Raw genomic sequence first — 15,474 nt, forward strand, 5'->3', positions numbered from 1 at the left:
GCCACCCGTTTAGTAGGCCGTAGGGCTTTTTCGTATCTTTGTACTGCTGGAACGGATAAGCTATGCCTGATTTTTCTCATTTACACGTACATACCCAATTCTCACTGCTAGACGGTGCTGCCGATATATCTAAACTTTATAAAAAAGCAGCCGCCGATGGCATGAAAGCCCTTGCCATAACCGACCATGGTAACATGTTTGGTGTGTTTAAATTTGTGGCCGAGGCTGCTAAGCACAATGTAAAACCCATTGTGGGCTGCGAGTTTTACGTAGTAGAAGACCGCCATAAAAAGCAGTTTACCAAAGAGAAAAAGGATGTTCGTCATCACCAGTTATTTCTGGCAAAGAATGCCGAGGGTTACCGCAATTTGATAAAGCTGTGTTCCCTAGGGTATATGGAGGGCTTGTACAGTAAATGGCCTCGTATTGATAAGGAACTTATTTTAAAATATCACAAAGGGTTAATAGCCACTACCTGCTGTATCGGTGCATCGGTACCACAGGCTATTCTCAAAAAAACAGAGGAGGAAGCCGAAGCTGAGTTTAAATGGTGGCTGGATATTTTTGGTGAGGACTACTATATAGAGGTACAACGCCATGAAATCCCCGAGCAGGAGATTATCAATAATACGCTGCGGAAGTTTGCCAAAAAGCACCAGGTAAAAATAATCTGCTCTAACGACTCGCATTACGTTGACCAGCAGGATGCCAACGCGCACGATATTTTGCTGTGTGTAAATACCGGCGATATGCAGAGCACGCCCATTGCTACCGACGAGGAAGGCGGCAAAGGCTATCGCTTCGGTTTCCCGAACGATCAGTTCTATTTCAAAACCCAGGCCGAAATGGCCCAGTTGTTTCATGATATTCCAGAATCGTTGGATAATACCAACGAGATTGTTGATAAGGTAGACGTGCTGAAGCTGAAGCGCGACATCATGCTGCCTAATTTCCCTATACCGCCCGAGTTTAAGATACACGATGGACCCGAATCTGACGTGCTGAACCAGTGGGAATACCTTAAGCACCTTACCATGACCGGTGCGCGCGAACGGTATGTTGATTTTACCCCTGAGGTTGAAGAGCGCATCAATTTTGAGCTGTTCACCATTAAAACCATGGGTTTTGCAGGTTACTTCTTAATCGTGGCCGACTTTATTAAGGAAGGCCGAAACATGGGCGTGTTCATTGGGCCCGGCCGTGGTTCGGCGGCGGGATCAGTGGTGGCCTATTGTACGGGTATCACTAATATCGATCCTATAAAATATAACCTGCTTTTCGAGAGGTTTCTGAACCCCGACCGTAAATCCATGCCCGATATTGATACCGACTTTGACGATGCCGGTCGCCAGCGGGTTATTGACTATGTGGTTGATAAATATGGTAAGAATCAGGTGGCCCAGATCATTACTTATGGTTCTATGGCTGCACGTACCAGTATACAGGACGTAGGCCGTGTGCTGGATATGCCGCTGAGCGAGGTAAACGCCATGAAAAAATTGGTGCCCGATACCTTGGGCATCAACCTTAAAACGGCTATTGAGCAAGTACCCGAACTGCAGGCTATAAAAAACGGTAACGATTTACGAGCCACTGTGCTGCGCGAGGCCGAAAAGCTGGAAGGCTCTGTACGCAACACAGGTGTGCATGCCGCGGGTATCATCATTGCGCCCGATGATTTAACCAATATTGTTCCGGTTGCAACGGCTAAAGATTCTGACCTGCTGGTTACCCAGTATGACGGTCGTGTAATTGAAGATGCCGGTGTAATTAAGATGGACTTTTTGGGTTTAAAAACCCTTACCATTATTAAGGATGCGCTGCGCCTCATTAAGCAAAACCATGGCGTTGAAATTGATATAGACTATATACCGCTCGATGATCAAAAGACATATGAGCTATACCAACGCGGCGATACCAACGGTACATTTCAGTTTGAAAGTGATGGTATGCAAATGTACCTGCGCGACCTGAAACCCGATAGGTTTGAGGATTTGATTGCCATGAATGCCCTGTACCGCCCGGGTCCGATAGAGTACATCCCCAGCTTTATTAAGCGTAAGCACGGCTTAGAGCCCGTGGCGTTCGATTTGCCGGATATGGAAGAGTACCTGGGCGAAACCTATGGTATTACGGTGTACCAGGAACAGGTAATGCTTTTATCGCAAAAGTTGGCCGGCTTTAGTAAAGGCGATGCCGACGTTTTGCGTAAGGCCATGGGTAAAAAGCAAATTGAGGTACTTAACAAAATGGAAGCCCAGTTTATGGACGGGGCAGCGGCCAAAGGCCACCCAAAAGATAAGCTTACTAAAATTTGGACCGACTGGAAAGCTTTTGCACAATACGCTTTCAATAAATCGCACTCCACCTGTTACGCGTTTGTGGCTTACCAAACGGCTTACTTAAAGGCGCATTACCCGCCCGAGTATATGGCTGCGGTATTAAATAACCAGAACAGCATCGATAAGATTTCTTTCTTCATGGAAGAAACCCGCCGGATGGGTATCAAAGTTTTAGGACCTGATGTGAACGAGTCGGACATGGCATTTGCCGTAAATAAAGCCGGCGATGTGCGCTTTGGTTTAACCGGTGTAAAAGGCGTGGGCGATAAGGCGATTGAAAGTATTATAGAGGAGCGTAACGAGCGCGGCCCTTACAAATCTATATTCGATTTCGCACAGCGCAGTAACGTGCGCAACGTTAACAAAAAATCATACGAAAACCTGGTGTATAGTGGTGGGTTTGATAGCTTTGGTTTAAATCGTTCGTGCTTTTTTGCCAAAACCGAAAACGGCTTGCTCACCGGTATAGAGCGTTTGATAAAATATAGTAACGATTACCAAAACACCAAAAATAGTTCACAATCATCATTATTTGGCGGAACAGTAGAAGCTTATATACCAGAGCCTGCTCTGCCCGAGTGCGAAGAGTGGCCGCTGATTGAGAAGCTGAAGTATGAAAAGGATGTGATTGGTATCTATCTAACCGGTCACCCGTTAGATAATTACAAGCTGGAGCTGGAAAAATATTGCCAGAACAAGGTCTCGGACCTTAAAATATTAGTTGCCATGCGTAACGGCGAGGCTCCGCCCGAAATTATGGAACGCTTTGCACACCTGCGTAAGCAGGGCGAACTTACCATTGGCGGCTTAATGGCTAACGTGCAGCACAAAATGACCAAAACCGGCAAGCCCTTTGGTACATTTGTAATAGAAGATTACTTTGACAGCTACGAGTTCGCGCTGTTTGGCGATGACTACATTAAATTCCGAAACCTGCTGGGTGACGGCTACTTTATACAAATTAAAGGTAATGTAGAAGAAAAATACCGCCAGAAAGATAACTGGGATTTGCGCCTCTCGGCTATCAACCTGTTATCTGAAATGCGCGATAAAATGACCAAGTCCCTCACGGTATGTCTGCATCTGCATAACATTAATGAGCAATTGGTAGAAAGCCTGGAGCGTATGGTTGAAGCCAATAACCAAAAGTACGAGGTGAAAAATTGTGCTTTACGCTTTATGGTGAAGGATAGCGAGGATACTTTGTTTATAGACCTACCATCCAAAACATGCCGCGTAAACCCAAGTGACGATCTGCTGGAAGGTATTTATGCGTTAACTAACGTACAGCCGGTGCTGAAGTAAGCAATAAATTCAGTTTCAAAAAAGAGATATTGTCGTTATTACCCACTCCTTGGGTTACCGGCTAATAGTATTGCCTGATTTATATAAACAACGAGGGCTGCCCTTTTGAGGCAGCCCTGTTGCGTAGTTGGTATTTAGAAATAGTTATTTGCTGTATATTTTAGAGTTGTCTCTGAAACCGGCTAATACACTGCTGTACCAGTCGGGGAATAATGTACCACCTGATTGTGCCCACTCAGCAAAGTGCAGGTAAGCACCGGTTACAGGTTGTAATTCTACAGGGTATTTGTACTCGCCAACAAAGTTAATAGCCCATGGGTAGTTTTCTTTCGACAGGTAATATTTGCCACTTGCAGGAGCCGAAGCATCATCATCAGTTCCGAACAGGCTGGTGGTAGCTTTATCGGTAGGTGCAAAACCTGGCAGGTGAATTTCATAACCGCGGCGACCATTGCTGATCAGGAACGGATTGAAGTTAGATACCTGTAAGGTTGAAGCAGATACTGCTGAGGCAAAATCAACAATTACAGTAGCCACGCTGCCGGTAACTTTGTTTTTATCCATCAGGGTGTTGATAAAGAAAGCACCGTCAGGGTTTCTCAGCAGGTTCTCATGGTTATCGAAAGGAACAATTACCGCTTTGCTTTGGCCGGCTTCAACACCGTTAGCAGCTCTGCTAATTATACCTGTAGTAAGGTTCTGACCGCTAACAGCGCTAACTGCTGATGCTGCAACCGGTAATTGTATACCAAAACCGTTTTTGAATGATGCACCAGAGGCTAAAGGTAAAAACTCACCTTTTAATTGCACTACCTGGTTGTTGGCATTGCTGGTAAAAGTATAACGATAGTTGATTACTAAGTCGTTCAGGTCAAAATCACCTTTTTTAGGCCAGTTGTCTTCAAAAGCAATGCTGGCATAACCAGTTTGTGATGGGTAGTAGCTTACAAAAGCTTTAGTAGGATCGGTAGGAAATGCGTCTTGCTCGTCTTGCACGCCATCGCCATCAGTATCTCCGCCTTTATCAATAGCTGGTACACCGATAGGTGATATAGCAGTTACCGGGTTAGAAGTAGCATATACTACAAGGTCATTAAAATCTTGGTCTGAACCATTTTCGCGGTTAATGTCCTCAAAACCCATTAGGAACAATTTGTGAACGTCATCCCAAAGGGTTACTGAGTGTTTTTTATTACTAGTTCTGATCTCAGGGTTCAGTTTGTAATCTGAATAGAATTTAGTGTTGCCGGTTAATACGCCACTGCCATTCCATGCATTTTGAATCAAAACAAAGCCTACAGAAGTACCTGCGCTAAAACGGCCGATTTTAACTTTGTCACCAGCTTTTAAGCCACCGCCTGAACCGTATGACGATGCATTAGGAAATACCAATGTAGCATTGTCAACATCATAAACGCTTTGCGGCGGATTGTTAGTAGGATAGGTGTAGTAAGCAAGGCTGTTCGCGTAACCTGCACCTTCAGATACAAATGTTATCCAAACATCAGAAGTTGCAGTTATATTCAGGTTAGGCACTGCAGTAGTAGTCAAATACTCAGGGTGTGAGGTTGGTAATGCTACGCCTTCTGGTAATGATGCATTGATATAAGAAAGTAGGGAAGCATCAATGTTATCGGGTGTTGCCTCAAGGTAAACCGGGCGACCCAATTTAAACGGATAAGTAGTAGTATTAACAATAGCGCTTGATGAACCGCTATAAGGACTTGGGTAAGCAATTATCGGATCGCCGTAAGCAACCGTTGATTTGGTTGAGGCTGTACCGGTTGTGGTACTAACAGTTACCTCCTGAGCAGTGATATCACCACTAAAACCGTCTTTGCCACCAATAGTAGCTGTAATAGTATTGCTGTTAGTGATAGTGCCTTGTGCATAACGCATCAATCCAACATAAGCCGGATCTATAATTAACTGGCTAACAGAAGCAGGTACAGTAATAGTGCCTTGCAATACGCCATTGCTATTAGTAACGCCTTTAAAAATAGGCTCTTCAGTATTGGTTGGTAAGTAAACGCTTACTACTACGCCGCCTAACGCATCATTATTGTTGGCTTTTAATGTAAGGTTTAAAGCTACATTTTTGGTGGTAGAAAAATTAAAGCCATCAGGTGCTATTTTATTTCCGGTAACAGTAGTTGTGGTTGTTTCTTCCTGCTGCATTGTGTCTTTCTTACAAGCCGAGAATGTTACTACTCCCGCTAATAATGCACATGTAAAAAGGTGTTTCATATAATTATTTATTCGTTGTATGAATACCTTTAGGCAAACGGTGTTCCAACGCCTATTTATAGCTAAAAAAGTAGTTACCTCAATATATTTGTGGTGGCATTTCCCCAAAACATGAGAGAACAAAGCCTCAAACAGTGGTTAATTAATCCCCATACTTCCACAGTGCGCAAATATGCGCTTGTTGATTAATAAGTAATATTTAGTAGCGGAATACTTAATATTTATAAACAAGCAGGAAACTGAGTTTGAATTTTTAAAGAATAATTAACGATGCTACTACTTCTTCTTGGGTGATTTAGCCATAGGGTTGAATTGCAGGCACAGGTGGAGCCACTATTTTGCGTGGGAAGGCTTTTCCAATGTTGTGGTGTTTACCTATGCGTAATCTTTCATCAGCCGTTCGTTATATATCACTGGGAGGCAATTGTCTTTTTCCATCGGCTAAAACCTGTGTTTCACCTATAAGGGCAAGAGGTGATTTGCACTTACAAATACGCATCTTATCATTCGCTATGTATATTCCTAAAACATTTTCTTCTAGTCTACATTAGGCCCATTGCCTAAGCTTCGCAAATCACGTCTTAAATGGTTGCGGCAGTGATTATTGGTATTTGATGAATTGTTAATATGTTATAAGGCGGCGCTTATAAAAATATGTATAAATTTGAGCATTAGTAATAGTAATGAGCAGATTAACACCTTTTCATGTAGCGGTGCCAGTTTATGATTTAGACGGGGCACGCCGGTTTTACCGCGATGTTTTAGGCTGTGCCGAAGGCCGCAGCTCCGACCACTGGACAGATTTTAACTTATACGGACATCAATTTGTTATTCACTTAAAATCCAGGCCGGCCGTTCCGGAAGAACATCCAACCAATTTAGTTGACGGTCACAATGTACCCATACCGCATTATGGTGTGGTATTGGAATGGGAAGCATGGCACGAGTTGGAAAGCCGCTTGCGGAAAAAAAATACCCATTTTATTATTGAGCCGGGAATTCGTTTTGTTGGCCAGCCGGGCGAGCAGGCCACTATGTTTTTCCTGGACCCGTCAGGCAATGCCTTAGAGTTTAAGGCATTTAAAGATATGGGTCAGTTGTTTGCAGTGTAACAAGTTCATTATCAAAGTTAAGTTTGTGTTAAATTCACTATATCGCTAAACCTTGATGAAAATTTAGCGTCTAAAATCCGCTATCAATAACCTTATTTATGAAAATTCGCATCCAACAACTGTTATATGTAGTTGCCATTTTGTTTATGGTAACCGGGCTTTGCGCTTTTTACAGTATTGCTCATGCTTATAAAGCAACCGTAAAGTTTCCCTACAAGCAAGCGGGGTTAACCGAGCGGCAGGCCGCGGCGCACTTATTAAGCCGTTTCACTTACGGCGCTACGCCCGGGCAGGTTGATGAGGTAATTAAAATAGGGTTGGAGAACTGGTTTGCTCAACAACTCGAAGCAAAGAAGTCTGACGATTCGCTCGCACAACTACTTAACCGTTTGGATGCGGAAAACATGAGTAATGCGCAACTGGTTGCCAAATATCCGCGTAACGGCCAATTAGTTAGAATGGCCATACGCGATGGCGTGGTGAACAAAGATTCGGTTAAAACCGATAAAAAAGAATATCGTACTGTGCTGCTCAACTACATGCAGCAAAAAGGCATGGCGCCTGAGCAGGAGCTGTTTCGTCAGTTTATTAACCAAAAGGTACTGCGTGCAGCCTATACGCAAAACCAACTGCAGGAAGTAATGACCGATTTTTGGTTTAACCATTTTAACGTGTCTATTACTAAAAATCAATGTGCCGTGTTTATTCCGGCTTATGAGCGCGATGTAATTAGGCCAAATGTGTTTGGTAAATTCGGAACCATGCTGCTGTCCACCGCAAAAGCGCCCGCCATGCTGGTCTACCTTGATAACTTTACCAGCGTTGGTGAAAATGCAGGGGGAGCTAAGCCGGTAGCTGCACTTAAGCGTAAGCGTTTAGCTGCCATGATGCAAAGCAATCAGGGCGATTCGATGATGACAAATGCACCAATGGTTAAAAAGCTGCCTAAAGCAAAGAGGGCGCAAGGATTGAATGAGAACTATGCCCGTGAGGTTATGGAGCTGCATACTTTAGGCGTTGATGGTGGTTACTCCCAGCAAGACGTTACCCAGGCAGCACGAGTGCTAACTGGTTGGACCGTTTACCCAATGGGTGACGAAGCATACGGGGGCGGAGTGAAGAAGGTTTTGGAGCGTTTAAGCCCAGAACAGTTGGATAAGCAAGGCTTTGTACACGAGGGCGACTTCCTGTTTATACCTAACCGGCATGATAAAGGCGAGAAAACTGTTTTGGGCAAAAAGTTTGGCCCTAATGGTGGTTACCAGGAAGGGGTGGATCTACTTAATATGCTGGCCCATCATCAGTCTACAGCAAAATTCATAAGCCGTAAGTTGGCCGTGCGTTTTGTGAGCGATGCTCCCGTACAATCATTGGTTGATAAAATGGCCCGCACTTTTAAAGAAAAGGATGGTGATATTAAAGAAGTTTTATTAACCTTGGTATCATCGCCCGAGTTCTGGAGCGCTTCAGCTCTCAGGGAGAAGACCAAGTCGCCGTTTGAATTAGCAGTTGGTGCTGTACGGAGCTTGCATGCCGAAATAAGGCAACCTTACCAGCTTTATAGCTGGGTAAACAAAATGGGAGAGAAGAAATATTACTACCAGGCACCAACCGGTTTCCCTGATAAGGGACAATACTGGATAAACACCGGAGCGTTATTAAACCGTATGAACTTTGGTTTGGCCCTAGCCTCTGGCCGTATACCTGGTGTTAAGGTAGATCTGGCCTCTTTAAACAATCATCGCGAGCCAGAGAGTGCACAAGATGCCTTAGCTACGTACAGTAAATTGATTATGCCCGAGCGTAATTTAAGCGAGACCATTAAGCGGCTTACACCTTTGTTAAATGATCCGCAGTTGATGACCAAGGTAGAAGTAGCCAGCGCACAAGCCAAGCCGGCAGGTAATTCAGCCATGTTACCTGATGACCCAATGATGGGCGGCAGCGAACCTGCAATGAAAGGAAAAGGGCTCAAAGGAAAAGGTAGGAATGCCTATACGGCTGTGCAAACAGCTAATGGTAATAATTCTATGCTGGCACAGGTGGTAGGTGTTATTATTGGATCGCCGGAATTTCAGCGCCGTTAACTAATTATAAACAAAACAACTCCAAATGTTATGGTAAACAGAAGAGGCTTTTTAAAATCTGGCGGTTTAGCGTTAATGGGTGTAGGCCTTATGGGCGGTATACCTGGCTTTTTGGCCGAAGCCGTTGCCAGTGAGCAAATCATAAAACCTTATGGTAAACGTAAAGTGCTGGTGTGTATATTTCAGCGCGGCGCTATGGATGGCTTGATGGCCGTAACGCCATTTACCGATACGTATTTAAAGGCTGCGCGGCCTACGCTGTTTATGTCGGCAGCAAAAGCAAGTACCACTGGCAAGCCGCTAATTGATTTAGATGGTCATTTTGGTTTGCACCCGGCCATGCAGGCATTCGAACCTATGTTTAGAGAAAAGCGTTTGGGTATTGTACATGGTATTGGTTCACCTAACACCACCCGCTCTCACTTTGATGCACAGGACTTTATGGAGTCGGGCACGCCATTTAATAAAGGTACAGCCAGTGGCTGGCTTAACCGGGCTGTAGGTTTGCTGGGGCATGATGCTGTTACACCGTTTACGGCGGTAAGTTTAACTTCGGCTATGCCGCGTTCTTTTTATGGCGATAACCCGGCTGTAGCTATTAGCAACTTGCAAGATTTTGCCATACAAATGCAGGGTAACAAGGCGGGGGCTAACCTGGCTGCTAAAAGTTTTGAAGACCTGTATGATAAAACATCAACAGGCTTGTTGCATAACACCGGCAAGGAAAGCTTCGATGCCGTAAAAATGCTGCAGAAAGCCGATATCAAAAATTATAAGCCGGCCAACAACGTAACTTACCCAACCTCGGCATTGGGCAATTCACTTAAACAAATAGCCCAGTTAATTAAGATGGATGTGGGGCTTGAAGTGGCTTTTACTGAATCTAACGGATGGGATACTCACTATAACCAGGGCACAGAAAACGGTATTTTTGCTCGTAACGTTGGCGACTTAAGTAATAGCATGATGGCCTTTTGGAACGACCTGAGCGCTTATCAGGATGATGTAACCGTAATGACGATGACCGAATTTGGCCGTACCGTGCATCAAAATGGTACTGGTGGTACTGACCATGGTCGCGCCTCTTGTAACTTTATTTTAGGTAATAATGTTAATGGTGGTTTGGTACATGGTAACATTAAGCCGCTGGCTGTAGAGAATTTGGAGGATGGCCGTGACCTTGCTGTTACCACCGATTTCCGTAGCGTATTTAGCGAAGTAGCCGACCGCCAGCTTAAAGTGAACAATGACAGACTACTATTTCCGGATTGGAAAGGCGAGAAGATAGGTGTAATGAAAGCATAACAGGTAATAAAGCATGCACACTGTTGTGCTTTAGCTGCCAGCAGATTGCGGGAGGCAGCTTTTTTGCTATTTTAGCAGCATGAAGGCTAACAATGATATTCAAAAGTGGAAAGTTCTGAATGAAGAAGACGTGTCGCCAAGCCCTTGGTTTCCGCTATTGCGCCATACCGTTGAAATAGCTGAAGGTCAGGTTATAGACGATTACTACTTTTCACCCCTGGGTGATGTGGTACAAGTGTTAGCGCTTACACCATCGCATGAGGTGATATTAGTAAGGCAATACAAACATGGCTTAGGCGAAATATTGCTCGAATTACCCGGCGGCATGCAGCAAAAAGGTAAGTCGCTTATTCAATCGGCTTTAAATGAATTGGAAGAGGAAGCCGGTATTAAAGCCCACGAGAACCAGCTGATATCATTAGGCATGATAGCCAATAATCCTACTAAAACCCGGCAGATCACCTACGGATATTTGCTATTCAATGCGGAGATTAATTCGGTTCAGAAATTTGATGTTACTGAAAATATTGAAGTGCTCACCATGCCTGCGCCCCAGGTATTGCAATACGTAAAAGAAGGTAAAATATGGGTAACTGATTCCATGAACTTTATACTCAAAGCAGCGTTGCAGTACCCGGAGATATTTGGGTTGTAATTAGAGCATAATTAATGCGTCGTTCCATCCCATCAGCAACATCATTCGTTCAAACTCGGGTTGCAATGACGCTTGTACGGTAATTGGCTTGTCGTTCATAGGGTGTGTAAATTGTAACTGCTGTGCATGTAACATCATGGTGTTCATTTCCCATGTTTCGGTAAATAGCTTGTTTTGCTTATTGCAGCCGTGCGTGCGATCTCCTATAATAGGATGGAAGATATGACTGAAATGCTTGCGCAACTGGTGCATACGTCCGGTGGTAGGGTTTGCCCTAATTAATGAATAACGCGAGGTAGGGTGTTTACCCAGGGCAACCGGCAGCTCTGTATGGGCAAGTGTTGTGTAAGCAGTAAAGGCCTCCTGGACAGTACCATTCTCCTTTTTCAATGGGTAGTCAATTGCGCCTGTTTCGGGCGTATGCCCGCGCACAATCGCCAAATAAGACTTTATGACCTGATTGTTGGAGAATTGCTGCTGCATGGCAATTTCTGCCGGCTTGTTTAATGCAAACAACAATACACCGGAAGTTTTACGATCAAGCCTATGCACGGGGTAAACATGCTGGTTAATTTGGTTGCGCAACAGTTGTAAAGCAAACTCTGAAGCATCAGCAGCTATAGGCGATCGGTGAACGAGCAGGCCATTAGGCTTATTAATGGCAATCAGATCTTCATCTCGGTAAATTATAGATAACATTCAGGAGCAAAAGTAGCCATTTCCTGTGCATTCAATTAATAAATAATCGTATGATGCACTTAAATGGCTTACGAGTTATTACATCAAAATAATATCTTAAATAGTTTGCTTTTTAACATATTATTTTGTTTACTTTGTTTATAACCTGGGTTACCCCACCTCCGTATAAACACCAATTTTTATCTTATCAAGCTCATGAATGTAGCGGCTATGGTCCCTGAATCTGACGTAATTGAATTGCTCAGTGATGCCTATAACTGCCGTGGCCATAACCCCAATCATAGCATTAGCCTGGCCAAAAAAGCGCTTCAAATTAGCAAAGACCGAAGTGACCAAAGCCTCATAGGTAAAAGCCTTAACCACCTCTCGCTGTTTTACATGATTAGGGGTGAGTATAAGCGCTCCATTAGTGCGGCTAAAGAAGCCATGCGGTATTTCAAAGCGCTTAAAGATGAAAGAGGAATAGCCGATGCACAGTACAGTATAGCAGGTGTTTATTATAAAACAGATAATTATCATTTGGGCTTAATGCACCTTATTGATAGCCTTGTTATATACCGTAAGTTTAACGACTATCATAATGAGGCCCGTGTACAAAAGTCGTTAGGAACCATATACGAGTATTTTGGCGACCGTAAAAATGCAATACGCTCTTACGAGGCCTCGATTGAGGCAGCCAAAAAAGTAAAAGATGCAGATCTTATTGCCAACGCTTACAATCCGCTTTCGGGTATTTATCTTAAGCAAAATAAGATAAAAAAGGCGATGGACATTATACAACGGTCTATTGCTATCAAGCAAAAAACAGGCGATGTAAGGGGATTGGCATTTGCCCTCTATGGCCGCGGAAAAGTCTATGCAGCACAAGGACTTTGGCATGAGGCCGAGCTTGATTATCAGAACGCGCTTAATATACATCAGGAGATGGGCGAAAGGCTTGGCTTAGCTATGGCCTATTGCAAATTAGGCGAATTATATATCAAAACCAACCGGTTTGATAAAGCCAAGCACATACTCGAAAAGGCTGTTCAGTTCAGCACGCAGTACAATATCATTTATATCAAGTTCAAGTCTAATTACCAGCTTTATCAGCTTTATAAATCAGAGCAGGATACGGTTAAGTCGTTAGCATACCTCGAACAGTATCTGCATAATAAGGAAGCGGTTATTAACACGCAAACGCTCAAGATTATTGAGAATTACGAATTGATAACACGTATGGAGTCGCTTGAAAAAGCCGCTCAAATGGAGCAGGAGCGGGCCCGTATTATGGAAAACCAGGCCAGGGCCGAGCATACCGCAAAAATGAAGCAGAACTTTCTCTCCACCATGAGCCATGAAATTCGCACGCCGCTTAATGCTGTTATCACCATAACGTCACTATTAAGCGAACGCATTGTGGATGAGGAGAAGCAGTTGATGGATTCGCTCAAGTTTGCATCCAATAACCTGCTCATGATTATTAATGATATTCTGGACTTTACCAAACTGGACACCGGCAAAGTAAATTTAGAATGCCGCCCAAGCAGCTTAATTAAGCTGTTGAACGGCCTTTGCGAAGCCTTTAGCAAAGTAGGCAAAGCAAAAGGGCTGGAATGTGAACTAATTATAGATAACCGTATAGCCGACATTTACGAACTGGATGAAACTAAACTCTCCCAGATACTCAACAACCTGATCGGAAATGCTATAAAATATACTAATGCAGGTAAAGTAACAACACAAGTGACTTTGCTTTCGACCGAACCAGAGCACGATGTTATTCGCTTCACTATTACCGATACGGGCATAGGTATACCCGAAGAATTTTTCGCTGAAATGTTCGATAGTTTTTCGCAGCCTAAAGCAATTACTACGCGTAGGCAGGGTGGCTCAGGTTTAGGCTTGGCCATTGTTAAAAAGCTGGTCGAATTACACCGTAGTGAGGTGGGCTTTAATAGTAAAATAGGGCAGGGTTCGCAGTTCTACTTCGATATTAAATTCAAGAAAAGCATCCTGCTACAAAAAACACCTACAAAGCATCTTAATCAGTTGCAAAACAAGGTGGCGCTCCTTGCTGATGATAATATGATCAACGCTATGGTAGCTCGCAAGTTATTGTCAAAGTGGGGGATATTGGCAGAGCACGCCATAAATGGGCTTGATGCAGTAGAAAAAGCCCAAACCAAAGCTTTCGACTTTATTTTAATGGACATACACATGCCCGAAATGAACGGCTTTGATGCTACCGTGCATATTCGTAAAAACCAGAATCCTAACTTACTTACGCCCATATTTGCTTTAACGGCAGATATAACGGCCGAGAATAACGAGGAGTATGCTGACTATTTCACCGGCTTTTTAAGGAAGCCAATTGAAATTGAAAAACTGTATGAGGCTTTATTAGCAGTGTCTTAAGTTCAGTTACCATACTTCTTTCCCTAAAAGTATTCTGCATTAAATGATTTTTAAAATAGCAGGCAATTAAAAAAAAAGTTGTTTCTTTATGCAACCGATTGCAAAACTATTTTACAACATCAATTATGCTTAAAATCACCCATCTGCCTGCTGTTGCTTTGTTAAGCGTTGCCGCATTGGCTTCATGTCAAAATGCCGGTAATAAAACGGGCATACCTGGCGTTACCCGTAAAGAAATACCGAAATCAAAATTTATATCTCCACCATTAGTTACCCATATTTATACGGCAGATCCGTCAGCACATGTGTTTAACGGTAAGGTTTACATTTATCCATCGCACGATATTGATACCGGTACGCCCGAGAATGATAATGGCGACCATTTCAATATGAAAGATTTTCATGTGTTATCAATGGACAGTGTAGGTGGAGAGGTTAAAGACAACGGGGTAGCATTAGATATTAAAAACATTCCGTGGGCAGGTCGCCAGTTGTGGGCTCCGGATGCAGCCTTTGAAAAAGGGACTTATTACCTGTATTTTCCGGTTAAAGACAAGCAAGACATATTCCGTATCGGCGTAGCAACCAGCAAATCGCCGGTGGGGCCGTTCAAAGCACAACCTAAGCCAATTGAGGGAAGCTTTAGTATAGATCCTTGCGTTTTTAAAGATACTGATGGTAGTTACTACATGTATTTTGGTGGTATTTGGGGAGGCCAGTTACAGCGCTGGGCTACCGGAAGCTACTCAGGGCCTAATGGGTCTAAAACGGATTTGCAAAAAGACGATGCGCCGGCGTTAACAGCTAAAGTAGCTAAACTGGGCGCAAATATGCTCGAATTTAGCGAGAAACCTAAGGATGTAATTATACTAGATGAGCAAGGTAAGCCCTTGCTGGGTAAAGACCACGATCGTCGTTTTTTCGAAGGCTCATGGATGTATAAATATAACAATAAGTATTACTTCACCTATTCAACCGGCGACACGCATAATTTATGCTATGCTATTGGTACCAGCCCTTACGGGCCGTTTACTTATAAAGGCGTAATTCTGGAACCGGTACAAGGATGGACCACTCACCACTCTATTGTGCAAATTAAAGATAAATGGTATCTGTTCTACCACGATACGGAGCTATCTGGCAAAACTCACCTGCGTAATGTAAAAGTAACCGAACTAAAGCATCGTCCTGATGGCAGCATCGAAACCATCAACGAATTTGCTAAATAAGCCTCCTGATTTTTTGTTATTGATAAAGCGGATAGCCAACAGGGCTTCCGCTTTTTTTATATAAAAGTATTCTCATGTGAATATCACAAACCTGAT

The 15,474-nt window shown here is 43.5% G+C and carries 9 protein-coding genes; 7 read left to right on the top strand and 2 right to left on the bottom strand.

The genetic code is table 11. The annotated features are described in order from the left end of the window. Window positions 1–62 precede the first annotated feature (62 nt). Window positions 63–3,647 carry a DNA polymerase III subunit alpha gene (dnaE, locus tag ABDD95_RS05945; protein ID WP_345950987.1) on the top strand — a complete coding sequence of 1,195 codons (3,585 nt, stop codon included), beginning with the start codon at window positions 63–65 and terminating at the stop codon, window positions 3,645–3,647. A 144-nt stretch (window positions 3,648–3,791) separates the two neighbouring features. Here the strand turns inward: dnaE and ABDD95_RS05950 are convergent, their stop codons facing one another. Further along, the gene (locus ABDD95_RS05950) at window positions 3,792–5,894 is read right to left on the bottom strand and encodes an LruC domain-containing protein (protein WP_345950988.1); all 2,103 of its coding nucleotides are present in this window, start codon (window positions 5,892–5,894) and stop codon (window positions 3,792–3,794) included. 683 nt (window positions 5,895–6,577) lie between these two features. On the opposite strand from ABDD95_RS05950, the gene ABDD95_RS05955 reads away from it, so the two are divergent. The 4 genes from ABDD95_RS05955 (at window position 6,578) to ABDD95_RS05970 (ending at window position 11,053) form a co-directional block, all read left to right on the top strand. Next, window positions 6,578–7,006 (top strand): VOC family protein, encoded by a 429-nt coding sequence (locus ABDD95_RS05955; protein WP_345950989.1) that lies wholly within the window; start codon window positions 6,578–6,580, stop codon window positions 7,004–7,006. A gap of 98 nt (window positions 7,007–7,104) precedes the next feature. Beyond that, a complete protein-coding gene (locus ABDD95_RS05960; protein WP_345950990.1) occupies window positions 7,105–9,093 on the top strand; it encodes a DUF1800 domain-containing protein in 1,989 nt (662 codons plus the stop codon). Between the two features lie 30 nt (window positions 9,094–9,123). Then, window positions 9,124–10,398, top strand: a complete 1,275-nt coding sequence (locus ABDD95_RS05965) for a DUF1501 domain-containing protein (RefSeq protein ID WP_345950991.1) — start codon at window positions 9,124–9,126, stop codon at window positions 10,396–10,398. A 79-nt stretch (window positions 10,399–10,477) separates the two neighbouring features. Next, window positions 10,478–11,053 (top strand): NUDIX hydrolase, encoded by a 576-nt coding sequence (locus ABDD95_RS05970; protein ID WP_345950992.1) that lies wholly within the window; start codon window positions 10,478–10,480, stop codon window positions 11,051–11,053. Here the strand turns inward: ABDD95_RS05970 and ABDD95_RS05975 are convergent, their stop codons facing one another. Continuing rightward, window positions 11,054–11,752, bottom strand: coding sequence for a pseudouridine synthase (locus ABDD95_RS05975; RefSeq protein WP_345950993.1), 699 nt, complete (start codon window positions 11,750–11,752; stop codon window positions 11,054–11,056). Between the two features lie 195 nt (window positions 11,753–11,947). Here ABDD95_RS05975 and ABDD95_RS05980 point away from each other — a divergent pair, with 195 nt between their 5' ends. After that, window positions 11,948–14,149, top strand: coding sequence for an ATP-binding protein (locus tag ABDD95_RS05980; RefSeq protein ID WP_345950994.1), 2,202 nt, complete (start codon window positions 11,948–11,950; stop codon window positions 14,147–14,149). A gap of 125 nt (window positions 14,150–14,274) precedes the next feature. Further along, window positions 14,275–15,378, top strand: coding sequence for a glycoside hydrolase family 43 protein (locus ABDD95_RS05985; protein ID WP_345950995.1), 1,104 nt, complete (start codon window positions 14,275–14,277; stop codon window positions 15,376–15,378). Window positions 15,379–15,474 lie beyond the last annotated feature (96 nt).

Source organism: Mucilaginibacter sp. PAMB04274 (assembly GCF_039634385.2).
GTDB lineage: Bacteria > Bacteroidota > Bacteroidia > Sphingobacteriales > Sphingobacteriaceae > Mucilaginibacter.

Excerpts from the sequence above, each read along its gene's own strand:
- dnaE (WP_345950987.1), top strand. The coding sequence starts at position 63 with ATGCCTGATTTTTCTCATTTACACGTACATACCCAATTCTCACTGCTA.
- ABDD95_RS05985 (WP_345950995.1), top strand. The coding sequence starts at position 14,275 with ATGCTTAAAATCACCCATCTGCCTGCTGTTGCTTTGTTAAGCGTTGCC.
- ABDD95_RS05960 (WP_345950990.1), top strand. The coding sequence starts at position 7,105 with ATGAAAATTCGCATCCAACAACTGTTATATGTAGTTGCCATTTTGTTT.
- ABDD95_RS05975 (WP_345950993.1), bottom strand. The coding sequence starts at position 11,752 with ATGTTATCTATAATTTACCGAGATGAAGATCTGATTGCCATTAATAAG.
- ABDD95_RS05965 (WP_345950991.1), top strand. The coding sequence starts at position 9,124 with ATGGTAAACAGAAGAGGCTTTTTAAAATCTGGCGGTTTAGCGTTAATG.
- ABDD95_RS05970 (WP_345950992.1), top strand. The coding sequence starts at position 10,478 with ATGAAGGCTAACAATGATATTCAAAAGTGGAAAGTTCTGAATGAAGAA.
- ABDD95_RS05955 (WP_345950989.1), top strand. The coding sequence starts at position 6,578 with ATGAGCAGATTAACACCTTTTCATGTAGCGGTGCCAGTTTATGATTTA.
- ABDD95_RS05980 (WP_345950994.1), top strand. The coding sequence starts at position 11,948 with ATGAATGTAGCGGCTATGGTCCCTGAATCTGACGTAATTGAATTGCTC.
- ABDD95_RS05950 (WP_345950988.1), bottom strand. The coding sequence starts at position 5,894 with ATGAAACACCTTTTTACATGTGCATTATTAGCGGGAGTAGTAACATTC.